The organism is Leucobacter sp. cx-42, from assembly GCF_014529985.1.
Taxonomy (GTDB): Bacteria; Actinomycetota; Actinomycetes; order Actinomycetales; family Microbacteriaceae; genus Leucobacter.
Window position 1 is genome coordinate 249819 of the sequence record NZ_JACVMU010000006.1, and the last position, 23995, is coordinate 273813.

Below are 23995 nucleotides of genomic sequence, written 5' to 3' on the forward strand. Positions count from 1 at the left end.
GCCCTTCGAGCTTTGCGATCTGAAATGACCTCTAGCCACAGCCGATGATTGCGAGTTCACCTTGCCCTCTCGGCTTGGGTACAACCGACCCCTAAAGCGCCACTTCGAACACATTTACGTCATTCGACCTACGGAATTCCGAGACCAAAACTCGCACAATTACTTAGTCGGGCATCGCCAGCCCGCCTGAAGATTGCTCGGCCTCGCGCCGGTGCGTGAAAGGTCAATGATGCCCACTAGTTCCCCAAGTTCCTCACCGACGACGGCTGCGACGGCGAGCGCGCCCGCTCCCTCACTCGTGAAAACTCTCGGCCTCACCGGCGCAGTGGGCTTCGGTCTCGCGTACATGATGCCTATGGCGTCGTTCACGACGTACGGCGTCGTGAACACCATGACCGAGGGCGCGATTGTCACCTCATACGTTGTGACGCTCATCGCGATGCTCTTCACCGCGTCGAGCTACGCGTCGATGGCCGGCGCCTTCCCCACGACGGGCGCCGCCTACACCTACACGCGCAAGTCGCTCGGTGGGCACATTGGATTCCTCGGTGGCTGGACGATCCTGCTTGACTACGTTCTACTACCGATGATGGCGTACCTCGTCATCGGCATCTATATGGCTGCGGCAGTACCCGCGATCCCGCAGCAGGTGTGGATCATCATCGCCATCATCGCGGTCACCGTCTTGAATTCGCTCGGCGTGAAACTCCTCTCGGGTGTGAGCAACGCAATCGTGGCGGCGCAGGTGATCTTCGTGGCGCTCTTCCTCGTGCTCGCGTCAACGACCGCCGCTGGCAATGAGATCCCCTCGATCTTCGACGTGGTGTTCGGCGGCAATACGGAGACTGCGCTCGTGCTGGCCGGATCCGCCGTCCTTTGCTACTCGTTCTTGGGATTCGACGCCGTATCTTCGCTCGCCGAGGAGACGAAGAATGCGAAGCGGAACATTCCGCGGGCGATCATGCTCGTGACGCTCATCGGCGGACTCCTCTTTATTGTGGTTTCGGCGCTCTCGAACCTCGCGGTGCCGGACTGGACGAGTTACTCGAGCCCGGATTCCGCGGCGAATGACATCACCTTCGCGGTCGGCGGCAAGTGGTTCGAGATCTTCTTCACCGCTGCATTCGTCGCCGGCTGCTTCGGCGCCGTCATGGCCCAGCAGGCCACCGCATCGCGCCTGCTGTTCTCGATGGGACGCGACGGCGTACTCCCCCGCGCGCTCTTCGGCGTGCTGCACCCGAAGTTCAAGACCCCGGTGCGCGCGACCATGTTCATCTCGGTCATCGGCCTCGTCTCGCTGTTCATCGACATGAACGCGGCGGCCTCGCTCATCAACTTCGGCGCGCTCACGGCGTTCTCGCTCGTGAATCTGTCGGTCATCAAGCACTTCTTCATCGACCAGAAGCGCCGCGCTGGCTTCGACTTCGTGCGATTCTTGGTGCTTCCGCTCATTGGCTTCGCGCTCTCGGCCTGGCTCTGGACGAGCCTCGACGGCATGGCAATGACCGTCGGCCTCATCTGGCTCGGCCTCGGCCTCGCCTACCTGGTCTGGCTGACTCGTGGCTTCCGGCGCCAGCCGCCCGAGCTCGAACTCAACAACGCGGCTGAGTAAGGCGGCGGATCCCCAACACCCAATCGGTCGCTCACCGGCTGGGCTCGTTGTCGAATATTCGATGTACGAGCCCAGCCGGTGAGTGCTATTTGGATTCAGGATGCTTCGTAGTCGCTATCTGACCCTTCTCCGCCAGGACAAGAACTCGTAAGGGCTCTCAAGATGCCATAGTTGAGAACGAACCCGGTGATAAGGGGAGCCACCACGAGAACCAGGTATTGGAGCCACAGGGGCGAGATCCAGGGTTCATCGATCAGGCTGAGGGATGTGCCGATGATCATGACTCCCATGACCAACAAAAGCAAGCCAGGAAAACTCTGTTCCTCAGATTCTCTCGTGCAAAGCGAGAAACTCAGCAGAAACGCAAACATAAGGCTTGCTCCTGCAAGCCCGATTCCCATGAAGATATCCATGCGAGTTACCAGCGGGCCCTGAAGAGGTTGTAACAACCACCAAGCCCAAGCGAGCCGACGATTACCGAGCTTATGCCTCCGACGAGTTTCCCGATCGTTCTGATTTGGTATGTCGACAGACTCGACCGGTTCCTCACGAATCTCTCCATATACCTGAGCACACTTTTCATGCTGTTACCAAGAGCACGGTATGCCTGAAGTACGGTTTTAGCTGATTTGATGATTCGCTCCGCTTTGGCGAATGCTGCAACAACTTTGGCCGCCCCGAAGGCAAGCGTCCCCAGTTGCGCAGCACACACGGCAGAGGTACCGATGACCCACCACAATGCCGGGTCGGCGGTTACTGGAAATACTGCGCCACGCAAGTCAACTACTTGCGTTAGGGTTTCTCCACTTAATTCGTATCGGGTTGGAAGCGCCTTACCTTTCGCGTCGATTGCCCAAGGCACCCCGACCTTGGCCAGCTGCTGAGTTTCGCTAGCCACCTCCATTTTCGCTGGTGCAATCTGCTCAAGTTCCGCAGCTTGGGATTCTGACAGCTGTTGATCGTCTTTCAAATCGATGAGGGCAGCATCCACGGCGTCGCTAATTCGTTTCTCTTCACCAGCAAGGGGCCGCTCAATTTCAACGTCCTGCTCGATAGCGATAGACCCATCAGCTATCTCCACCATTCGCGAATCCAACGGAAGCTCAAATTCAAAGGACATTCTTCCTTCTGCTGCCTCGTCGTTGAAGATCGCTACCAGTTGTGCCCCATTTTCAGTGGCTCGCGTAACGATATCTGCTTCGTTTACTTCACCCGTCTGGACTGAGGATCCAACCGAGATCGCACCACTATTGAACCTGCCAGTTGCTCTAATCCCAATCTCATCGCCCAAATTTGAAGAAAGCAGGGCTGTCCCGTCCGGAGCGATCTCTACGGTGCTGCCATTTTCAGCGACCGCACTTTCCAAGGCACCGTCGGTCTCAATTGGAATTGAATCTTGAAGCGAAGCTGCATCGGCCAACCTCGCAGCTGTTTCCTGTTTCTCCTTCTCATAAGCCTCTGCGCTGGCCGAAATCACCTGAAGATCATTCGCGGCACCATTCATCTCCTTTGGGGTTCCCCGGCTAAGGGCACCTATGGTCTCTGCCCCCTCGAAGGCGTCATCCGATTTTGCTGCCAAAGCTGGTCCGGAGATCATTGATACCGAGAGCGCTACTGCAATCAGCACACCTAACGTCTGTCTTAAAAGGGCGCTGCTCCTCGCCTGAGGCTCTTGTGTGCAGTACTGCTGTCTTCGATGCATTTGTTTCCTCTTCAAGTGATGAATTTCCACCAGCAATCCATAGATCAACGGCCACCACGTGGGGAAATAGGCCAAACAAGCCGGAATTACCGTTCAATGAAAAAATCTGCTGTCGCCTGGATTGAACTCGGGGTTGGGCTCACAAAAGTAGTGAGACAAGCCATGAACCAACTCGATGTTCCGCGGAATGACGCAAACCTGATGTGCTTTGTCTTCATCCGTGAGTTTCGAAGCTTGCCCCCACTGGTGAATCAGCATTACTGCACTTCTCATTCAGCATTTCTCACATTCAACGTCTCACACCAATTCGGAAAAGGTTGAACGGGCTGACGACGTCCCCGAGACGCTCGGCCTCGGCCTCGCCTACCTGGTGTGGCCGACCCGTGGCTTCCGCCGCCAGCCGCCCGAGCTCGAGCTCAACAACGCGGCTGAGTAGTCACACCCAACCCTCACTGAATACTCACTTCTGGTTCCTTGCGTACTCAAAGCGCAAGGAACCAGTGGGCAGGGAACGCTTTCTGGGTGATGCTGGAGTTGTGACGTGTGTCTGTTCCTATTTAGGACAACAGTTGGCACACGCGCGGGGAGGGATCGACACAATGTCAGTTCAGGGAAGCATCACGAAGCGCACGAAGTTCACCGCGATCAGTGGAGCGCTCGCACTCGGCTTGCTCGGGGCAGGAGCAGGGGCGGGTGCCGTTACAACCATGGGTGCCACCGCGGCCGTCGCCGCACCACCGGCGCCGTCAGCGCTCTCAGCACCGCCTGCGGCCATCGGCCAAGATGGCCAGACGATCGTTGAGTTGTACGACATCATGGCTGCCGCAACCCCCACCCCGCAGGGACAGCTGGAACCCGGTATCGACGATTCCTTCTACTCTGCACTCTGGTCTGGCAGCGCCCCAGGCGACTCACTCATCACCCGGTACTTCGAGAACGGCGACGCTCCGGTCGAGTGGAACACAAACGATGCGCCTGGCGTGACTGGCAAGGTGTACTCGATCTCTACCGATGCTGCAGGCACGGTCTACTCGTTGAATCGTGGCGCCTCCGCCCCTGCTCCCTTCACCATCTCGACGTGGCAGCCTGACGGCACCTTCGTCAAGGCCCAAGACTTCACCATTCCTGGCATCGTTTCGGGATACACGAACGGCATGGCGGTCACGGCGGCGGGCGACACCGCATACGTGCGCGTCGACCGCGCCGCGCCGACGAGCCTGAACGGCATCTGGGCGATTGATCTCGCGTCTGGCGACGTCACCCCGGTGGTGCAGAACCTTGCAGACACCGCAAACCCAGAGCAGTCGCCGTGGGTACAGGTCGATCACGTCACCGGCGCGATCGCCTTCAGTCTCGACATGCGTGAAATGGGTGTCATTGCGGATCCCGCAAACGGCACCGTCCAGTCGTTCCCGACGAACGACCACATGATCCGCGGCATTGACATGACCCGCTACAGCGAAGGCATCATCACCGTGAGCGGCGGCGGATACATCATGGATCTCAACACCGCGACCGGCGCCCTGACCACCACCCTGGGACTCCAGGACCTCGACTACTTCAATCCGTATGCCACTCGCGTCGGAACCGACGGCCGCACCTACATCAGCGGTTTCAGCCCCTGGGGCGTCCTACCCGTTGACGTCACGCTACTGAAGTCCGCTGAGATTTCGTACCCCGAGACCACAGTCACCACGAACGTGTGCGCGGCGGATCCGATCACCCTCACCCCGACGCTCGCAGGCGCGCCCGCGCCAACGTGGGTGAGCGTCGCAGACGGCGAGCTGCCGGAAGGTCTCGAGCTTGACTCCGGCTCCGGTGTGATCTCCGGCACACCGTCCGCAGATGGCGCAGTGACCGTGCGCGCCGAGAACGGTGTGACGCTGGTGGCAGGATCCGCCCCCGATACCGCCCACCTCACCTTCGAAAGCGTCGAAGAGCCCGTAGCATTCGAGTCCGCACACACCCCGGCGGTGACCGGTACGCCGGCAATCGGTGAAACGCTCAGCGCGCAGGTGTCGGCTTGGGCACCAGCAGCGTCATTCAGCTACCAGTGGACGCGCGATGGCTCGCCGATCAGCAGCGCCACCGAAGCGACCTACACCGTCGTTGCGGTCGACGCGGGTGCTGAGATCGCCGTGACGGTGGTCGGCACCGCCGACTGCCGAATTGCTGCGGAACTCAGCTCGCCGGCCGTCGTGATCGACGACGCGCTTGAGCCGCCGGTGAAGCCGGGCGGTACCACTGGACCCGGTAACGGTGCGAAGCCAGGCACCGGCACCGGTGCCACGCCAAATGCGCTCGCGCGCACGGGTAGCGACGGCCTCGCCTGGGGCGTCGCTGGCGCGGCCCTCCTCGCGGCGGCGGGTGCTTCGCTCATTGCGTGCCGCTCGGCGCTGCGTAGGCAGTAGCGGCACGGCAGCCTCAGAGGTTCTGGCAAAGCCAGTGCCAAGCGAACTGAGAACTGCCCTTGGCTTGACGTGCGTTGGCACCATTTGATCGTCATTTTCGTTTGGTGCCCCCAAACCGAAATAACCTTTCCGCCATGACAGGAGCAACGAGCTGGCCAGCGCATCGCGTTGAAGTGCGTCCGTGGCGCCAGCAGACGCGCAGCGGCAACCGTGCTGACCGCACATTGACGTCGGTCAGCACGATGGTGCCGCCTTATATCGCAGCGCTCAATTTCATCCCGGGGCTGGAACTCACCGTCGCCTCAGAGCGTGCGCTACTGGCGGTGGCCCAGGTAGATGCCGAGGCTGAAGATCATTCCAGGGCAGTGAACCGCTTTCTCATTCGAAGCGAATCAGTCGCATCATCAAAGATCGAACAGATCTCGGCCTCCGCGATCGATTACGCCAAGGCGACCACTGGGAATCGAAGTAATCCCTGCGCGACGAACATGGTGGCAGCGACGGAGGCGATCCACCAACTCATTGCTCGGGTGGGCCTGCACGGTTGCTTTACGCTCGATGAGATTCTGGGTGCGCACCGTGCACTCATGTTCAATGACCCGAGTGAGTCTCTCTACGCCGGGCGACTCCGAGACATGCAGAACTGGATCGGTGGAAGCGATCACTCCCCGCGCGACGCAATCCACGTACCGCCTGCGCCCGAGCATGTTCCACCACTGATGACTGATCTCATCGAGTACCTCAACCGTGAAGACGTCCCCATCATGGTGCAGGCGGCGATCGGGCATGCGCAGTTTGAATCGATCCACGGGTTTACCGACGGCAATGGGCGGATCGGTCGCGCGCTCGTCTCCGCCGTGCTGCATCGGCGCGGTGCAACACGAAATCTTGTCGTTCCAATTGCGAGCGGCCTGCTCGCCCAGCGCGACGCTTACTTTGCTGCGCTCATCGCCTATCGCGAAGGTGATCCCGAACCAATCATCCGTCTATTCGCCCGCTCAGCGGAGGCCGCAGCAGTCTGCTCCCGAGCCACAATTGAGCGGCTGAACGCATTGCCAGATCGGTGGCATCTGCAGCTGAAGCCGCGTTACGGCTCCGCAACGGAGCGACTGATCGCCGCGTTCTACGACGAGCCTGCCCTGACGTCAGAAGAGGCGCACTTCTATGCGGGCACCGCTTCTTCGAACACGAATCACGCGATCACGCAGCTTGAAGCGGCCGGCATCATCAAGGAGATCACCGGGCGTAAACGTGACAGGGTGTGGATCGCCATCGCAATCATGGAGGAGCTCGATCAGTTAGAGCAGCGGATTCACGCGGTGATGGCGGGGCGAGGTACTGATCCATCTTGATTCCACACAACAAGACGAACAGATAGGTCAAAATGTCTCTCGCTCAAACAAAGTCCTGGCTGAAGGTGTCGTTCGCCGCTCTTGTTCTCGGTCTCATCAGCGCGGTAGTGCTGAACATCCGTGCAGGCTATCTTGCCGACGAATATGCCGGAAACGGCGAAGAATTTGGAGGCGCAACCAAAGATTTGGCAGCGTGGTCCGTCTATTTCAGTCTCTTTATGTTGACGGTAAACGTGTCGATCGTGACCATCCGGAGAAGGTCTCGGAAGCCAAAACCGCTGTAATGTGATCCCTTTGCGCTTGGCAGGTTAGGTGCTTCCCCTGAAGACGCGAGCCACTTCAGCGTGTGAAAACACTACCGAGAGATTTCTCGATGTGTCGCAGATGCGTTTCACCAGCACCCTGTCAACTGTCAACAGGTCACCAAAAGAAAAAGTCCTGAGTCGCGACTAGTTCGTAAACTCTGTCGTGACTCAGGACATCTGTCGGGCTGACAGGATTTGAACCTGCGACCCCTTGACCCCCAGTCAAGTGCGCTACCAAACTGCGCCACAGCCCGTTGTTGAAACAACTCTTCTATCCTAGTACAGATTTTGCGCCGCTCTGACCACGGCCACTTCGGCGCCTGCGAGCAAGCACCCAACTACTCCGCGTCCCACAGCGCCCGGTAGTACGCGATCCGCTCCGCATCCGGCTCGACGCCGTACGCGTCCCAGAAGTCTTGCTCGTCATAATTTGTGTAGTTCCACCCGAGCGAGAGGGTCATGATGGCGAGATCCGCCCACCGATCAGCGACACCGAGGCGCGCGAGATCGACGTGCGCGAGGAAGTCACCATCGCGGGAAATGAGCGTGTTGGGTGCGCACGGATCGCCCTGGCATACGACGAGCTTGTCGGTGGGTGGCGGATCCGCGAGCGTCCCCGCAGCGATCCCCGCGATGCGCGTGCGCTCGGCGACGCCCCAGTCGAACGGGCAATCCTCGACGGGAAGGTCGTGCAGCCGACGCAGCCCGGTGCCGAGCGCGCGGAGCGCCGGAGCTGGATCGGCCTTCCACCGCTCGCTCACTGCCGATTCACCGGGGAGTGCGCGTGTAATCAGCACCTCGTCATAGCGGGGTGGCTCGTCGCCCTCGCCAGCGTCGGCCCAGTTCGCGAGCCCGACGACGGCGGGCGCCGGGTGGCGTGCTGACAGCCAGACGAGGCGTTTAGCTTCGTCGGCGAGGGACTCCCCTGATCCGCCGGGATTCCATTTGAAGAAGTAATCGGGTTCCGCGCCGGGCCCACTAGTGGCTGCCGAGAAGGTGAGCCCGCCCGCACCGTTCTGCCAGACTGCGGCGAGCGCAGCTGCTCCGAGTCCGTGTGCGCCGAGCACCGCGGTCACGGCGACGGGCACCGCCACGGGCTCGGTTGGGGCGCCGGCGAGATCGCTCGGAACGGCAGAATTTGTCATGCGGGAAGCCTAGCGAGGCGAGTTGGTGAAACCAACCCTTGTGTCCCGCGCAAAGAAGCCGCTAGGGTATTTCTCAGACTTAACCCTCTACGACCCGGAAAGGAGCAGCCATGATTCGCACAATCGCATTTACCGCTGTTCTTCCGGGCACAGCTCTGTCCGGAAACTAGACCTCGGCCGTTCCAGGCCCTCTCTCTTTCCCACAGCTTCCGCGCCTAGGTGCGCACCTTCTCCTCATTAGGGATCATGTCTTCTTCATCTACAGTTTCACTGTCTCTGCCGCGCGCGCTTGCTCGGCTTCTCCCCTTCGTTGCGCCCGCAAAGTGGTGGCTTCTGGCGGGCTTCCTGGTCGCTTTGCTGGGTTCCGTGGCGAGCCTCGCGATTCCGCTTGTGCTGCAGGCCGTCGTCGATGGCCCGCTCGTCTCCGGCGACCAATCCGCCATCGTGTGGGGCGTGGCTGCCGTGCTCGGCCTCGGCATTCTCGAGGCTCTCTTCATCTTCTTGCGTCGCCGGTTCGTGCTGCGCCCGATGACCGAGGTGGAGTTCTCGATCCGCCAAACGTTCTATGAGCGCTTGCAACGCCTGCCCGTGGCCCTCCATGATCGGTGGCAATCGGGGCAGCTCCTCAGCCGCATGATGCAAGACATCGGGCTCATTCGGCGCTGGCTCACCTTCGGCCTCATCATGCTCGTCGTGAACGTGCTCACGATGCTCGTGGGTATCGGACTGCTGTTCCGCTGGCACTGGGCGCTCGGCACCGTCTTCTTCATCTGCTCGCTTCCGATCTGGATCGTGGCCTACCGCTTCGAGCAGAAGTACGGCGTGCTGTCGCGCATGAGCCAGGATCAGTCTGGCGATCTCGCGACCGCGGTTGAGGAGAGCGTGCACGGCATCCGCGTGCTCAAGGCATTCGGCCGTGGTGCGCACTCGCTCGCGAAGTTCCGGGAGCGCGCTGAGACGCTGCGCGGAACCGAGCTGCGCAAAGCCCGCGAAGTCGGCCTCATCTGGTTCTGGTACGACCTCGTGCCGTTCCTCGCGCTCGGCGCGTGCCTGTTCACCGGCATCGTGCTCGCGAGCCGCGGCGAGCTGACCGTTGGCGAACTCTTCGGCTTCTTCGCGCTCGCTGCTGCGGTGCGGTGGCCGATGAACTCCCTCGGGTTCTTGTTCTCCTTCATGATCGATGCCCGCACCGCGACCGATCGCGTCTTCGAGGTGTTTGATGCCCCGATTACGATCGCGGATCCCGAGCAGCCCCAGACCATCGAGCATCCGCGCGGTGAGCTCGCGTTCCGTGGGGTGCACTTCCGCTTCGGCGATGCCCGCGAGCACGAGCGTGACCTCGTGAACGGGCTCGACCTCGTACTGCAGCCCGGCGAGACCATGGCGCTCGTCGGCGCGACCGGCTCGGGAAAGACGACGCTCACGGCGCTGCCGACCCGTCTCTATGACGTGACCGCTGGCGCGGTAGAGCTCGACGGCGTTGACGTGCGCAACCTCACGCTCGAGGAGCTGCGGCGTCGCATCGGCATCGCGTTCGAAGACCCGATCCTGTTCTCGGCGAGCGTGCGCGACAACGTGCTGCTCGGCCGCGAGGATCTCGATCCCGCGAGCGAGGAGGCAGAGGCCGTGCTCCGCGAGGCGCTCGGCGTCGCGCAGGCCGGGTTCGCGTACGACCTCCCTGACGGCCTCGACACCGAGGTCGGCGAGGAAGGCATGAGCCTGTCCGGCGGTCAGCGCCAGCGCCTCGCACTCGCCCGCGTCGTCGCCGCGAAGCCTGATGTGCTCGTGCTTGACGATCCGCTGTCTGCACTCGATGTCGACACCGAGGCGCAGGTCGAAGCGGCGCTGCGCCGGGTGCTTGCCACCACGACCGCGCTCATCGTTGCGCACCGCCCGTCCACGGTTTCGATGGCGGATCGCGTCGCCGTCATGCAGGCAGGCCGCGTCATCGCGGTCGGCACGCACAGCGAGCTACTCGCGAGCAACGAGCACTACCGACATTTGATTTCGTCGCTTGAACCCGACACCGATACTGATACCGCAAAGGAGGTGGCGCGATGAGCCCCGAATCAATCCGCGGAACCCGCGGCGAAGACCGCTCCAACTACACCCGCGAGGAGAGTCGCGCCATCAGGCGCCGCTCGCTCCGACTGCTCGGGTCGCTGCTCAAGCCTCGTAAGAAGCTCATCGTGCTCACCGCCGTCGTGGTCGTGCTCTCTGCGGTGCTGCGCGCAATGGGCCCGTCACTCATTGCCTACGGCATCGACGAGGCGCTGCCCCGCGCCGTCGCGCAGGGTGACTGGGGTCCGGCAATCGGCATCTCGCTCGCCTACCTCGTGGTCGGTGGTGGCGGTGCCGCGCTCGTCGGCTGGTACGTCGTGCTCATCGCACGCCTCACCCAGGCCGTCATGCTTGAGCTGCGCACCCGCATCTTCCGGCACACGCAGCGCCTGAGCCTCGAATTCCACGAGGGCTACACCTCTGGCCGCATCATCTCCAGGCAGACGAGCGACCTTGAGTCGATCCAGGAGCTGCTCGATGGCTCCCTCTCGGAGCTCATCGACGCCGTGCTGCTCGGATCGTTTACGCTCATCGCGCTCTTCCTCCTCGACTGGCGATCGGGTCTTGTCCTCGTCGCGATGGGGCTGCCCCTTGGCATCCTCATGTGGTGGTTCGTCATTGAGTCGCAGAAGGGGTTCCGCGCGACCCGCACCGTGAGCGCACGGCTCATCGTGCAGTTCGTGGAGACGATGACCGGTATTCGTGCGGTGCAGGCGTTCCGGCGTGAGAAGCGCAACGACCGCGCGTTCGCGAAGGTCTCTGATGATTACCGGCGTGCAAACCTGCGCGTGGTGAACCTGTTCGGTGTCCTTGATCCCGGCCTCGTGCTGCTCGGCAACATCACCATCGCTGCCGTGCTGCTGTGGGGCGCGTTCCGCGTGACCGACAACGCGCTCGCAGTGGGCGTGTTGCTCGCAGCGCTGCTGCACGTGCGCAACTTCTTCGGCCCGCTCGAAGACGTCGCGATGTTCCTGAACTCGTACCAGTCGGCAGTCGCCGCACTCGAGAAGGTCTCGGGCGTACTGGAAGAGGAGCCAACGGTGCAAGACCCCGAGCGCCCCGTCGCGCTCCCGGCAGCACGCGGCTCACTCCGATTCGACAACGTGACCTTCCGGTACGGCGGCGCGGATGACCCCAAGGTCGTCCTCGATCGCTGCACCCTCGATATCCCAGCTGGCCAAACGATCGCGCTTGTCGGCACCACCGGTGCTGGCAAGTCGACGCTCGCGAAGCTCATTGCTCGGTTCTATGACCCCACCGAGGGAACGGTCGCGCTCGACGACGTCTCGCTGCGCGAACTCGACACCGCCGACATGCGCCGCGCCATCGTGATGGTCACGCAGGAGGCGTACCTCTTCAGCGGGACCATCGCCGAGAACATCGCTCTCGGCAAGCCCGATGCATCGCGCGCGGAGATTCGTGATGCCGCGAAGGCCGTGGGCGCCGATGAGTTCATCCAGTCGCTGCCCGACGGCTACGACACCGACGTGAACAAGCGCGGTGGCAGGGTCTCGGCTGGCCAGCGGCAGCTTGTCTCCTTCGCGCGCGCGTTTTTGGCGGATCCAGCAGTGCTCATCCTCGACGAAGCCACCGCATCGCTCGACCTCCCGAGCGAGCGCCTCGTGCAGGATGCCTTGCAGCGCCTCCTCGCCGACCGCACCGCAATCATCATCGCGCACCGGCTCTCCACCGTCGCGATCGCTGACCGCGTGCTCGTCATGGAACACGGTGTCGTGGTGGAGGACGGCTCCCCCGAAGCACTCGTCGCGCAGGGCGGCCGCTTCGCAGACCTGCACGCTGCCTGGGAGAAGTCGCTCGCGTAGCTGCTGACTGGTAAACTTGGGATTTATGGAGCTGATTGAGGTAGATATCCGGGCCTAGCCGCCGGTTGTAGGCGGCCTCTCGTTTGCGCGCCATTTTTGCGTCTCAGCAAACGATTCCCCTCATCTCCGCACTCCGTGAATCCGCTCGTCGTTCGGGCGTTGATTCCGCCGTGCACAGCACACCCCGTGGTCGCCGCATTGTCACTGCACTGTGGCGACCACGCGGGCAGAAAGACGGTGCTTACATGTCTATGCATCCCGCAGTTTCACTGCACAATCTCACGTTTGCCTGGCCAGATGGCAAGGTCGCGCTCGAACAGCTCAACGGCACGTTCAATCCGGGCAAGACCGGCCTCATCGGAAGTAATGGTGCAGGAAAGTCGACGCTGCTTCGCCTCATCGCGGGCACGCTCAAGGCGACCTCTGGCAAGATCCGCGCCCAGGGCGACATCGGATACCTGCCGCAGAATCTCACCCTGCAGGCCGACGCAACAATCGCTGATCTGCTCGGCATCCGCCCGACGCTCAACGCGATGCGCGCGATCGAAGCCGGCGATATTCAGCAGCGATACTTCGACCGCATTGGCGACGATTGGGACATCGAGTCGCGCGCTGATGAGGCGCTCACGAACATTGGTTTTTCGGGCGCGGATCTCGAACGCCGCGTCGCCGAACTCTCTGGCGGCGAGAGCATGCTCATCGCCATCACTGGGCTCCGGCTGCGCCGCACCCCCATCACTCTGCTCGACGAGCCGACCAACAATCTCGACCGCGATACGCGCGCAACCCTGACGAAGCTCGTCGACGGCTGGCCGGGCACGCTCATTGTGGTGAGCCACGACCTCGAACTGCTCGAACATATGGATCACACCGCCGAGCTGCACGCCGGACGCCTCGAGACGTTTGGCGGTCCGTACAGCGAGTGGCGTGCGAACCAAGACCAGCTACAGACCGCAGCGCGGCAGGCCGCTCGCACCGCGCAGCAAGCGCTGAAGAGCGAGAAGCGGCAGCGCGTCGAGGCAGAAACCAAGCTCGCCCGCCGCGAGCGCACAGCGAAGAAGGCGCAGAAGGACGGCGGCATTCCCAAGATCGTGGCGGGGAATCTGGCGAGCCGCGCCCAGGGATCCGCTGGTGCGATGCGCACCACGCTCGACGCCAAGGTCCAAGCCGCGCAAGCCGCGGTCGATGCCGCGGATGCCCGCGTGCGTGAGACCGCGCACATCTCGCTTGAACTGCCCGACCCGAACGTGCCGCGCGGGCGCCGAATTGCGGAGCTGACGGATGGCTCGCGGAACGTGGTCATTCAAGGGCCGGAGCGGGTCGCACTCATTGGGCCGAACGGGTCTGGCAAGTCGACACTCATCGCGCAGCTGCTCGCGGGCAGTGAGGCGACTCCGGGTCGTGCCCACGGTCGGCTCCTCACCGAGCACGTGGGGTTCCTCCCGCAGCGGCTCGACAACCTCGACGATTCCGCGAGCGCGCTCGAAAACGTTCGCGCGGTGGCTCCGGAGACGCCGCTTGGCACGATCCGCAATCATCTCGCGCGTCTGCTGCTGCGCGGTCCGGGCGTCGATCGCCCCGTGGGAACGCTGTCGGGTGGCGAGCGCTTTCGGGTGGCGCTTGCGCGGTTGTTGTTCGCGGATCCGCCAGCCCAACTCCTCATACTCGACGAGCCGACGAACAACCTCGATATTGCCAGTGTCGAGCAGCTCGCCGAGGCGCTTGACGCGTATCGAGGCGCACTCCTCGTCGTGAGTCACGACTATTCCTTCCTGGATCGGATCGGCGTCGACACGGTCATTCAGCTCGACCCGAGTGGTGGCTTGGAGGTGCTTTCCGAGCTTCCATTTGACGACTAAAACGATCGCTGGACTGGGATTTAGGGTTGCCTAACCTTGCTTGCATTACGCCAAAATCGGAGTATCGTACTTTTTAACAGTTCAAATCAACCGTGAGACGAAAGGTAAAGACACATCATGGTCGCTACTCAGAAAACTTCAGTCGTAGTCTCGCAGGGAGACCTCGATCGCCCCGCAGGCGTAGCTCGCTACCTCGCGCCGGTCGTGAACGATCTCGTTGCACTCGCAGTCAACGGCAAGCAGGCGCACTGGCACGTGCGCGGCGCAAACTTCATCGGCGTACACGAGTTCCTCGATGACGTGGTCACCCACGCACAGGACGGCGCCGACGAGGTCGCGGAGCGCATCGTCGCACTCGGCCTTCCGCTCGATGCTCGCATCGGTTCGGTCGCCGCTGGCAACAGCCTTCCTGAGCTGAGCGCCGGCTTCCAGAACTCCGAGACTACGGTCACCGAAATGGTCGCTTCGCTCGACGCAGCAATCGCGACGGTCTACGCGGCGATCGACGGCCTTGCCGACATCGACGCTCCGAGCCAGGACATCGTCATCGCGCTCGCACAGCAGCTCGACAAGGATCGCTGGTTCCTCAACTCGCACATTGCGAACTAATTTCGCCTGACTGACGAGTCAGGGAACCCGGGTGGGTGGCGCGGATCTTTCCGCGTCGCCCACCTTTGCGTTTGCGGGCGGGTTAGTGCGTGCGTGGTGAGACGGCGCGAGCTAGTCGTTGAGTTCGCCGCGGAACGCGGTCGCGGCCGCGAACGTCTCAGCAAGTTCGTCAGCGATGCGACGCAGCTCACTGGTCGCCCACTCGTTACCACTCAGGCCAGACCACAGCTGCACATAGCGACCGCTCATCGGGTCACCACGCAGCCACTCATCCAGCCAGCCGTCAGCTGCACGGACAGCGGTGGCGCCGGGGCGCGCGGCATTCGTTGCGCGGACCACCCAGGTGACACTCACGCCTGCGGGGAAGAGTCCCGGCTCGAATGGCTCAACCTGCACCGGCGACTCAACCTCGACGATGACTCGGCCATAGGTCTTGCGTGGGAGCATTGACGCCCAGTCACGCAGCGCAGGAACGTCTTCGACGTCGCCAACCGCGAGCACACACTCGAGGTTCGTCGGGCACACGAAAATGAAGTCGCCTGACTCATCGCCAGATCCGACCCCATTTTCTGGCTCACCAGGAAAAACACCCCAACTCACGCCTCCAGTGTACGCCACATTTCTCAATCATCAGATGTTGGTTTGCTGAGAGGGGTGCGACGGGCCCGGGTGAGTGATCCGCGCCCCTGATTTTGCCGTCAATATGTAAACGACCACGGATATGGCGATTCGAGACTCAAACAACATATTGACGGCAGATTCGATATCTACGGCGAATGTCTTGGGCCGTTCTGGGGCTGCCGCGGGTTCGCTCTCGCTCACCCTTGCCATTGGTGGGCTTGGTGGGGTGAGTTTGGTTGCCTCGGTATTGGAAAGTGGCTTCCCGCGCATTGATTCAGGGACATCAGCCTTACCGTGGGCACTTTTCAATACCGAGGGGAGGAAAGGTGAATGAGCGAGCCAGAAATGCAACAGCGCCCGAAGGCTCGAAAGCCACCGGGCGCTGCTAGCGAGAGATCAGGACGTGATCAGAGCCCTTGTCCCGTCGGCGAGACGAGGATCTTCACTGCGGTCTCATTGTGGTTGATGAGGGTGTCGAAGCCCTTGTCAACGAGATCCTCAAGGCGGATCTTGCCGGTGATGAACGGCTTGAGGTCGATCTTGCCCGACTCAACGAGCGCGATGGTGTCGGGGTGCGAGTTCACGTAGCCGATGGTGCCGCGAACGTCGATCTCCTTCATGACGAGCTTGTGCATGTCGAACGACGCAAGCTTGCCCCAAATCGAGACGACGACAATGACACCGGTCGGACGCACGGCGTCCATGAGGGTGTCAAAGACGACCTGCACCGAGGTGCACTCGAACGCAACGTCTGCGCCCTTGCCACCGGTGAGCTTCTTCACCTCAGCAACTACGTCGGTCTCTGCAGGGTTGAGTGCAACCTCAGCAACGCCAGCGTCGAGCGCCTTCTGGCGACGCAGCGGCGAGAGCTCCGAGATGATGACCTTCACGCCGAGCGCGGTGAGCACTGCTGCGGTGAGCTGGCCGATGGGGCCGGCTCCGCCAACGAGTGCGGTCTGGCCTGCCTGCACGCCCGAGCGCTTGACTGCGTGGTACGCAACCGAGAGCGGCTCGATGAGTGCAGCCTCGTCGAGAGCAACCGACTTGTCGACCTTGTGTACCCAGCGCTCACGCACGACGATGTTCTCTGCGAGTCCACCGCCGCGGCCGCCAAGGCCGATGAAGTTCATGTCGTCCGACAGGTGGTAGTCGTTCGAGTCGGGGCCGGTGTTCACATCATCGCGGATGATGTACGGCTCAACCACAACGTGGTCGCCAATTGCGAGGTCGGTGACGCCCTCGCCAATTTCCGAAATAACACCCGAGAATTCGTGACCGAGCGTGACAGGTGCGTCTTCGCCCGAGATCGGGTGCGGGTGACCGTGAGCCGGAACGAAAATCGGCCCATCAAGGTATTCATGCAAATCGGTGCCGCAGATACCAGTCCACGCGACATCGATACGAACCGTTCCCGGCTCGAGTTTCTGCTGCTCAATCTCTTCGATGCGAATATCGCCGCGATCGTAGAAACGTGCTGCCTTCATTATGAACACCCTCTTCAGTACAAGGTGCAACTGAGCGGAGGCCACCGGGTCTTGTGAACCCGGCACCAGCTTGTCAGCTGCTGGTTATTGGTTCTCAAACACCAACCGGCGCGGCGGTGCCACTTCGATTGATGATTATCACGTTACGCCCGCTAGCATTGATGCGTCAACCACACAGGAGGTTCGGTGAGTCCGACAGCTGAAGACCGAAATCCAGACCTGCGCGAACTGCAGATCTGGGCCAATTACCTCGAGTCTGCACACTTCCTGCGCAACATGCTGGAACGCCGCATGCTCGAGCGTGCATCGCTGTCGCTCGGTGATTACCAGGTGTTGCTCGCGCTGTCTGAGGCTGAAAAGCACACGCTGCGATCCGCCGCCCTCGCAGACCTCGTGGATTGGGAGCGCAGCCGCCTCTCGCACCACCTCGGTCGCATGGAGAAGCGTGGCCTGCTCAAGCGCAGTCAGAGCAAGGAGGCTGCCCGCGGCGTCAATGTGACGATCACTGCTGACGGCCTTTCGTCGTTCCGTATTGCGAACGCGGATCACCTCCACGCCATCAAAGAGCTCTTCGTGAATGCGTTCAGCCCTGAGCAAATTCAGCAGGCAGGCGAGGTGTCAGAGACGCTGCTCGGCCACCTCGATGAGGTCGAAGAGGCCGAGATCGCCGCGGCCGAAGCTGCCGCAGCTGCAAAGCCGTCGCGCGTTGCTGAGGCAGCGCAGGCCGCAGCAGCTATCGCCGCGATGCCGGTGATCTTTGAGCCGCTCGAGGAGCTCACTGGTCCTGCGGCTTAGGTGCCCGAGCGGAGCGATTCCAAGGCCCACCTTCGAGATCAGGCTTCGCATCGATGCCGCGGGACTGAATCATCTCCGCCTTGGCCAGGGACGGGGTGCACCTCACCCAAGTCCACACCAAATCTCATGTTGAGTTGATTCCAACGCGCCCTTCGAATCTCGACGCTATCGTTCGAGAACCTCATCATTGTCGATGCATTGTCATGGGGCGCTAGGGCACTCTTGCGATTTCTCAGGCGCCGCACATCAGAAAGCGGGCGGCGTCAAGACGTCGAGTAAACGTTGTCCGTCGCACGGTCTCAACGTTCCACTAGAGGCTTCTACTTCTACCTGATCAAAGGTTCGGAAAACCCTGTAGTCACAATCGATGACGTGCCACTCAAGAAGGCATAGAAGCCTTTTCTGACCGGATCAGTCTCCCCCTGATGCGATTCGTCGCCCCTCTTTTACGCGAGCATCACAAGGAAATAGCAAAGATGCCACGACCGCAATGATGCGGATGTCGTCGGGCTCTTCCAAACCTCTTACACGTTTGACTGGTAGCCAGCCTAGTCACACGAAAGCCCTGTTCAGGCGCCACGTAGGACTCATGCACATTGAGGCCGGTTGATCTCGGATTACTACATCTGGCCGATGATCGAACGACCCCAAAACGCTTTGATCGGGCTGGCTAGCCCCAGGCAATTTCTCTCATTAGCCATTAAAAATCGCGGAAAGGCACTGCGGGTTTGCCAGTTACTCTTTGCTGACAGCCCGCCCGTGGACTGATTCTTATTCTTCAATCCCCTTCGAGACTGCCTGTGCCCGATGGAATCCGGAGCACGAAGTGAAGTCTCGGGCATTCAAATCCACAAGGAAGGCGCACATTTTGGGTGATCTTGATCTTTCCATTGCAGAAGTGGAAGAAGTCGAAGCGCCAATCACCGAGTTCCAGGCCGGTTTCGGAGTTGGACTGGTCGCTGTGGGCGTCGCGGTAGCAATCACTTAATCGACCTATTTTTCTCGCTCGTAAAACTCACCGAATACAAGAAATGGATACGAAGTAATGGAAACCGGAATCAATACTTTCACCACCACCGACGAAATCATTTCAGCGCGCAGTCAGATGCTCCCGCTGCCACGCCGTTCGCGCTGGGGTTTATTCTCGTAGGCCTCGGACTCACCCTAACTGGCGACAGCAGCCGCTAAGCACCGGCACAGGCTCAGAGTCTATGTTCGGGGACATTCCTTTCGAAACGGAGAAGCTCCACCGAATGGCTGGGCGACAGTCCCAGACGTTCCAAGCACCTAACGGGCTGACCTTGGTCGTAGAGCGGGACCCAACTCTCGCAGAGGTAGCCCTCGCGGTAACCATCGGAGCCGGCTACTGTACCGATCCCGAGACTCTTCCCGGACTTAGCCATCTCGTCGAGCATCTCCTCTTCGAAGTCGAGAAGGAATCCCCATTCGCCTACGGGCGCTTTGTCTCCGGACGAGGCGGCCGACTGAACGCCAAGACCTTCGAAACTCATACGACGTTTTGGGTGGTCACACCACCGGACGCCTTTGAGCAGGTCCTCGTTTTCGAACGGAACCGATGGAACGCCTTCAGCGTCCGAGGCCAAACGTTTGGACAGCACGTGGACAGCATCATTGCGGAGGTGCGTGCCCGTCGAGCAGAGCCCTTCGGTGGGTTTCCGTGGCCGGACGGCGCATTCGTCCCGTATGGGCACTCTCCATACGGGAGAGACGGACTCGGAACACCTGCAGCCTTCAAATCTATGAGCGCGGACGACGCACGAGAGCACCACGAAGCTTGGTACATCCGCCCAGAGGAAATGGTGGTCGCAGTATGCGGACCCTCCGCGCCAGAGGAATACCTGTCGTTGCTCGCGAATGCGTTTGGGGCGTTGCCCGTTGCGCAGAGGCCGCTTGCATCTCTACCCCCAAAGACTTTTCAAGGCGGAGCCGTCCATATCTGCGAGCAGAGATCACGCGTTCCACGACCCGCAACCGTCGTGTTCTTACCAATCCCCACGATTGATGAGGACCTCGATGCTGGGCTGGCCGCAGTTGTGCTGGGCGAATTCTCCCTACTACTGCTTCGCGAGTCGTTCCCATACGCAAGCTTTTCTGTAAGCGCCGGCATGCTCGGTGCATTTACCGCGAAAGGCGGTGACGTGTTGGTGATTACAGCACTCGGATGGCCGGAATCTGCAGCGTCACTTAGCGGTGAAACCGCGCGACTCGTCAGCGGCGCGGCATTCGACGCTGCCTTCCGCGAGGCGCGAACACGCACCTTCGCGCATTTCGCTACATTGACAACCGAAATCGAAAAGAGAGCCGTATTTTTGTCGCGACTACACGCTTTCCTAGGGATGTCGATCACTATTTCGTCACTTGCTCAACGCTTGCTACACACGAGCAAAGAGCAAACAAGAAAAGTTGCAAAGAAGACGGTGGAGGCCACCGTCGGGCTTATGCAATTGGATTCGGAGCGCGACGAGTGACTTCATACGGTTCAGAATGCCTCGACACTCTTCTTGGATATCGTTCGGGCAGTGATGCAATGGTGGAATCTGTTGTTCTGGGCTCGCGGAACCGAGTAGAACACGTCACTCTCAGTTCCGGAGCCAGCTACGTGATCAGCAGGTGGGGCGAACTTTCGCCAGACCCCGAGCGACGTTTTCGCCGTGTGCTGCAGGCACACGACGGACGGTTCGACAACTGTGTCCACTTTCGTACGCCACTTTTGTATGCGGTCGATGAGGAAACCAGGACAACGGCGCACGAGTACGTGCACCGCCAGCCCCGAGTGAGCTCGCTGTCCGAGGCGTGCGCTGCGTTCGCGGAACTACATGCGCAGCCGGTTACCCCGACTCTCGACCATTCGCTTCACGCGATGCCCCAGATAGCTCTTTGGGAAGGTTTAGCGATGTCGGAGTGGCAATCGCTCTCCATGGGTGAGCTTGAAACGTGGAGGTTAATCCAGAGTCAGGACCTGCGTGAAGCACTCGTCGAGGTGCTCACACCAGCGCCCATTGTTTTGGTGCACGGAGATGCCAGCCAGCGTAACCTCCTGGTTGATGATACTGGCACGGTAACGATCGTTGATTGGGAAGAATTCCGTGCAGGAGACGGAGCCAGAGACATCGGGTTCCTCTTCGGTGAAACGTTGGAATCCGAATTGCGGCGCAACCTCCATCACGTTCGTACGGCGCGAGGAAATATCACGCTCACCAATGCTGCAGACTCAGCTGTAGCCGCAGCAAAATCCATCTGGGCGCAAGGCTTGACATCTTATTGCGCTATTCGAGCACCGATGGACAACGGATTCGTATCCCGAAGCGTGCGATACGCCGGGTGGCGGCTCGCAGAGAGCGCGTTGGCCGAAGGCGCGACTCGGTTAAGACTCACGGCCGATTCCAAAGCCGTGCTCGGACTAGGCCTGAAGCTGCTACGTCATCCCGAACTAGCCGGAACAGAATTTATGAAGATGGGGTCATTGGGGCTATGACAATACTCGTTCCTAAACTTGCCAGCGCGTTAAGAGACACCCTCTCCTTCGATTTGAAGAGCAACTCCTTCACGTTGCTCGAGCGATTGTTCACATGGGACGAGGAAGTTCCGTCTAAGGACGCGTTGTGCAACTTTGTTCGGGACACAGTACACGCAAGGAGAACCAGCGTTTCTCCCAGGCCCGATACCGACGCTGCGTTACTCAATGATCTCGTGTCCGGGATCACAGGCTCGACCAGCCATTTTGCACCTTGGGCCGAGCCAAATAGACGAAATGTCATCCTAGATGGCGTTCGTGTCCGAATTCCACACGCAGCAGACACGCAGGTTCACGAAGACGGAGTCCTCATCCAAGTGCCGAAATTACGTCCTCGGCTCACCCCTGGCTACGCGCACGTAATCAATGTTGTTTCTCCGTCCCCAATCGTCGGAGCCACTCGTATATACCTGAGCGCAGAAGGGGTCGCACAACTCACAGCGCGTTGGCACGCAGCATTGTCAGCGCTCGTTCGAAAGCGAATTCTTTTCCGAGCAAAGTTCGTCACCAGTCCGATGGCGCTCCCTCGCTCGGATGCCATTGTCTTTCTTTCGCGGGACCCCAGATCAGTTCGAGCCATCGTAGAGGCCATCAGACAAGACAGGCAAGAGACGATGCGAACATCGCTCTTCGGTCTAGAGGTTGCGCCAGGGGTCGCCCTCGGCGTGGAACCACCTTTGAGCATCGATGGTGGACCGGTGAGTTTCGGAACGAGTCGGAGCCTTCCCGTAGCCATGTGGTTGCTTCAGGGCATCACTGCCGGGCTGCACCCTGAAATTCGGGATCTCAGCCAGAAATTCGAGGCACACGGAATTGATCCGCAGCAGACGTGGGTTTCTCTCGGCGCGCAATCTGGTGACCCACTAAACAACGCGATCAATAAAGGAGAACCATGAACAAAAAATCCGAGAAAACGAGCTTCACAGGAGCATTTTCCTTTCTAGTGATGGTGGCTGTGTCCTCCTACTTGTGTGGGACATTCGTGACGCAAGTCGTGATTTCGCCAACCCCACCGGCCACGCTGTGGCTGGCCATCGCAAACGGTGCCTTCGCGATTGTCGCGTTCATACGGGTTTTGCTCTGCCTTAAGAGACCTCGATGAAAGTCCGACCAAGACAAAAGCCATGGCCTATCGAAAACTGCAGAACATCAGGGAGATAAATATGAACAAGTTGGATTTGACCATTCATGAGGTCGAGCCGGTAGAAGCACCGTTGACGCTCATGGACTGGGCGACTCTTATCGGCGCTGGGGCAGGCCTCGTCACGATCGCTCTCACCTGATCTGAACTCGAAGGAGCAAGAAAATGGCAGAACTCAATCTCACCATTGAAACGGTAGAGGATATCGATGCACCGAATAACGAGTTCATAGCGGGCTTCGGTCTGGCGGTCACGTTGGGCGGCATGATCGTTGCGATCACGTAGCACGAGGATGCTGGGAACAAAACGCTTGACATGCTGCCCACTACACCGAAACACAAGCATACAAAGGGAGAACCATTGTCTCTTCAGACTGGTACCACCTCAGATAAGTCGATCGAGCAGACATTCTTAAATTTCTTGCTCGGCACATCCGCGCGGGCCACCGAATCAACCTGGTGGGACAGTGAACACAGCACGCTCGCGGTAGGTCCCCGAGGAGATCTTTCGGGCGCAACGGTCATTGCGAGCCTGCACGGTGAGATTGGCACCGAAGGTGAGGAGCTAGAGCTCGACGGACGCTTTCTCATTGACCAAGTTGGATACGCAGGCATGGCATTTCATCCGATTACTGCGCCAACACTTGTCTTCGCTTCTGGAGAAGAAGACTATGAAGTCTTTCTCGAAGATGCCGACCTGGCGCATAACGACGGTATCTTCGCTGATCGCCTAACTACACCCTCTGTCGTCCTCGCGGATCCTGCGGCCCTCGTCGGCGAGAGCTGGACCCCACGTACTCTAGGCAATAGATTCACCGTACGCGGTAATTTCATCTTCCGAGGACGTTCCGGAGCTCGCGCGGGGTCGCGCGTTGAGGGGCTCGACACAGATTGGGCCCAAGGCATCGGGAGTGTCGACGACTCGGCTGGTCAGTCACTCGTAAGTTCCGTGGTCAATGCGCGCCGAAGGCGGCCCTGGCTTCCGCGATACCGTCGGGTCATCCAGGTACTACAAGGTTTGAGTCTGGCAGATCGCGCCAAAGGCTTTAGGGTTTCCGGATTCGGACTCCGATTCAACAAATCGCTCGCTCCGTTTGAAGATGATGCTGATCGACCAGTGCTACTCGCCGTAGGCGAAGAACTCTATCTTGTCGATTCAATCTCCAGACGCCGCTTCCGAATTAGTTACGACGTGGCTCGCACCGTTGAGTCACTATCTGCATCGCCATTCCTCACCCCGGAGGAGGCAGTCGCCAAGGGCTTGGGTGTGCGTTCCGAAGTTGCTACCAAGGCGCTGCATGCGGTGACGGAAGCGATGCCCCCGGCAAATTTCAACTTCCATCCGAGCCTCCAGCGATCGGAGCGTCTGGCATGACTAGAGAAGAGCTCGCCCTATCTCGACCGGCCGCAAGCATTCTTTCAGCGCTTAACCGAGAATGCACACTTATCGAGCCACTTTACGGAAAAGAAGGCTCTGTCTTCTACGATCGCGTGAGCCGAAACGACATGTCAGAATTGCAAGAGTTTTCCCGGCGTTCGCC

The 23995-nt window shown here is 60.4% G+C and carries 18 protein-coding genes, 1 tRNA gene and 1 pseudogene; 15 read left to right on the plus strand and 5 right to left on the minus strand.

The features are described 5' to 3' along the window. Positions 1-226 precede the first annotated feature (226 nt). Entirely contained in the window at positions 227-1612 is a 1386-nt protein-coding gene (locus ICM05_RS07195) for an APC family permease (RefSeq protein WP_188023895.1), read from the plus strand. Positions 1613-2030: 418 nt separating this feature from the next. Here the strand turns inward: ICM05_RS07195 and ICM05_RS07200 are convergent, their stop codons facing one another. After that, positions 2031-3344, minus strand: a complete 1314-nt coding sequence (locus ICM05_RS07200) for a hypothetical protein (protein WP_188023896.1) — start codon at positions 3342-3344, stop codon at positions 2031-2033. Positions 3345-3913: 569 nt separating this feature from the next. Here ICM05_RS07200 and ICM05_RS07205 point away from each other — a divergent pair. From ICM05_RS07205 to ICM05_RS07215, 3 genes are all read left to right on the plus strand, one after another. Further along, on the plus strand, positions 3914-5725 hold the full coding sequence (locus tag ICM05_RS07205; RefSeq protein WP_188023897.1) for a putative Ig domain-containing protein: 1812 nt from the start codon (positions 3914-3916) through the stop codon (positions 5723-5725). A gap of 134 nt (positions 5726-5859) precedes the next feature. Continuing rightward, positions 5860-7077, plus strand: coding sequence for a Fic family protein (locus tag ICM05_RS07210; RefSeq protein ID WP_188023898.1), 1218 nt, complete (start codon positions 5860-5862; stop codon positions 7075-7077). Between the two features lie 32 nt (positions 7078-7109). After that, positions 7110-7361 carry a hypothetical protein gene (locus tag ICM05_RS07215; RefSeq protein WP_188023899.1) on the plus strand — a complete coding sequence of 84 codons (252 nt, stop codon included), beginning with the start codon at positions 7110-7112 and terminating at the stop codon, positions 7359-7361. Positions 7362-7562: 201 nt separating this feature from the next. Here ICM05_RS07215 and ICM05_RS07220 read toward each other — a convergent pair. Continuing rightward, positions 7563-7636: transfer RNA gene (locus tag ICM05_RS07220), tRNA-Pro, on the minus strand. Between the two features lie 84 nt (positions 7637-7720). Beyond that, positions 7721-8527, minus strand: coding sequence for an aminoglycoside 3'-phosphotransferase (locus tag ICM05_RS07225; protein WP_188023900.1), 807 nt, complete (start codon positions 8525-8527; stop codon positions 7721-7723). 246 nt (positions 8528-8773) lie between these two features. Here ICM05_RS07225 and ICM05_RS07230 point away from each other — a divergent pair, with 246 nt between their 5' ends. From ICM05_RS07230 to ICM05_RS07245, 4 genes are all read left to right on the plus strand, one after another. Continuing rightward, positions 8774-10588 carry an ABC transporter ATP-binding protein gene (locus ICM05_RS07230; RefSeq protein WP_188023901.1) on the plus strand — a complete coding sequence of 605 codons (1815 nt, stop codon included), beginning with the start codon at positions 8774-8776 and terminating at the stop codon, positions 10586-10588. Then, complete coding sequence (locus ICM05_RS07235; protein ID WP_188023902.1) at positions 10585-12411, plus strand: ABC transporter ATP-binding protein; 1827 nt, start codon at positions 10585-10587, stop codon at positions 12409-12411. Before ICM05_RS07230 ends, ICM05_RS07235 begins: the two co-directional genes overlap by 4 nt. Before the next feature lie 245 nt (positions 12412-12656). Beyond that, entirely contained in the window at positions 12657-14270 is a 1614-nt protein-coding gene (locus tag ICM05_RS07240) for an ABC-F family ATP-binding cassette domain-containing protein (protein WP_188023903.1), read from the plus strand. 117 nt (positions 14271-14387) lie between these two features. Next, complete coding sequence (locus ICM05_RS07245) at positions 14388-14879, plus strand: Dps family protein (protein WP_188023904.1); 492 nt, start codon at positions 14388-14390, stop codon at positions 14877-14879. Between the two features lie 111 nt (positions 14880-14990). Here the strand turns inward: ICM05_RS07245 and ICM05_RS07250 are convergent, their stop codons facing one another. Both ICM05_RS07250 and ICM05_RS07255 read right to left on the minus strand, forming a co-directional pair. Next, on the minus strand, positions 14991-15479 hold the full coding sequence (locus ICM05_RS07250) for an SIP domain-containing protein (protein ID WP_188023905.1): 489 nt from the start codon (positions 15477-15479) through the stop codon (positions 14991-14993). Between the two features lie 428 nt (positions 15480-15907). Continuing rightward, complete coding sequence (locus ICM05_RS07255) at positions 15908-16984, minus strand: 2,3-butanediol dehydrogenase (RefSeq protein WP_188023906.1); 1077 nt, start codon at positions 16982-16984, stop codon at positions 15908-15910. A gap of 186 nt (positions 16985-17170) precedes the next feature. On the opposite strand from ICM05_RS07255, the gene ICM05_RS07260 reads away from it, so the two are divergent. From ICM05_RS07260 to ICM05_RS07280, 7 genes and pseudogenes are all read left to right on the plus strand, one after another. Beyond that, positions 17171-17779: a MarR family winged helix-turn-helix transcriptional regulator gene (locus tag ICM05_RS07260; RefSeq protein WP_215401756.1), complete on the plus strand. Its 609-nt coding sequence runs from the start codon at positions 17171-17173 to the stop codon at positions 17777-17779. Between the two features lie 868 nt (positions 17780-18647). After that, positions 18648-18767 (plus strand): daptide-type RiPP, encoded by a 120-nt coding sequence (locus ICM05_RS12845; RefSeq protein WP_305068548.1) that lies wholly within the window; start codon positions 18648-18650, stop codon positions 18765-18767. A 265-nt stretch (positions 18768-19032) separates the two neighbouring features. Next, positions 19033-19332: pseudogene (locus tag ICM05_RS12955) on the plus strand (insulinase family protein); the annotation flags it as partial. Between the two features lie 207 nt (positions 19333-19539). Beyond that, positions 19540-20268: an insulinase family protein gene (locus ICM05_RS12750; RefSeq protein WP_251364549.1), complete on the plus strand. Its 729-nt coding sequence runs from the start codon at positions 19540-19542 to the stop codon at positions 20266-20268. After that, entirely contained in the window at positions 20265-21275 is a 1011-nt protein-coding gene (locus tag ICM05_RS07270) for a phosphotransferase (protein ID WP_188023908.1), read from the plus strand. The genes ICM05_RS12750 and ICM05_RS07270 overlap by 4 nt, the downstream gene beginning before the upstream one ends. After that, positions 21272-22210, plus strand: coding sequence for a T3SS effector HopA1 family protein (locus ICM05_RS12960; protein WP_188023909.1), 939 nt, complete (start codon positions 21272-21274; stop codon positions 22208-22210). The genes ICM05_RS07270 and ICM05_RS12960 overlap by 4 nt, the downstream gene beginning before the upstream one ends. A 605-nt stretch (positions 22211-22815) precedes the next feature. Then, complete coding sequence (locus tag ICM05_RS07280) at positions 22816-23829, plus strand: hypothetical protein (RefSeq protein WP_188023910.1); 1014 nt, start codon at positions 22816-22818, stop codon at positions 23827-23829. Positions 23830-23995 lie beyond the last annotated feature (166 nt).

What these genes read in the sequence shown, in the direction of transcription:
- ICM05_RS07195 (WP_188023895.1), top strand. Translation starts at nt 227, where the DNA reads ATGATGCCCACTAGTTCCCCAAGTTCCTCACCGACGACGGCTGCGACG.
- ICM05_RS07205 (WP_188023897.1), top strand. Translation starts at nt 3,914, where the DNA reads ATGTCAGTTCAGGGAAGCATCACGAAGCGCACGAAGTTCACCGCGATC.
- ICM05_RS07210 (WP_188023898.1), top strand. Translation starts at nt 5,860, where the DNA reads ATGACAGGAGCAACGAGCTGGCCAGCGCATCGCGTTGAAGTGCGTCCG.
- ICM05_RS07215 (WP_188023899.1), top strand. Translation starts at nt 7,110, where the DNA reads ATGTCTCTCGCTCAAACAAAGTCCTGGCTGAAGGTGTCGTTCGCCGCT.
- ICM05_RS07225 (WP_188023900.1), bottom strand. Translation starts at nt 8,527, where the DNA reads ATGACAAATTCTGCCGTTCCGAGCGATCTCGCCGGCGCCCCAACCGAG.
- ICM05_RS07230 (WP_188023901.1), top strand. Translation starts at nt 8,774, where the DNA reads ATGTCTTCTTCATCTACAGTTTCACTGTCTCTGCCGCGCGCGCTTGCT.
- ICM05_RS07235 (WP_188023902.1), top strand. Translation starts at nt 10,585, where the DNA reads ATGAGCCCCGAATCAATCCGCGGAACCCGCGGCGAAGACCGCTCCAAC.
- ICM05_RS07240 (WP_188023903.1), top strand. Translation starts at nt 12,657, where the DNA reads ATGTCTATGCATCCCGCAGTTTCACTGCACAATCTCACGTTTGCCTGG.
- ICM05_RS07245 (WP_188023904.1), top strand. Translation starts at nt 14,388, where the DNA reads ATGGTCGCTACTCAGAAAACTTCAGTCGTAGTCTCGCAGGGAGACCTC.
- ICM05_RS07255 (WP_188023906.1), bottom strand. Translation starts at nt 16,984, where the DNA reads ATGAAGGCAGCACGTTTCTACGATCGCGGCGATATTCGCATCGAAGAG.
- ICM05_RS12750 (WP_251364549.1), top strand. Translation starts at nt 19,540, where the DNA reads ATGAGCGCGGACGACGCACGAGAGCACCACGAAGCTTGGTACATCCGC.
- ICM05_RS12960 (WP_188023909.1), top strand. Translation starts at nt 21,272, where the DNA reads ATGACAATACTCGTTCCTAAACTTGCCAGCGCGTTAAGAGACACCCTC.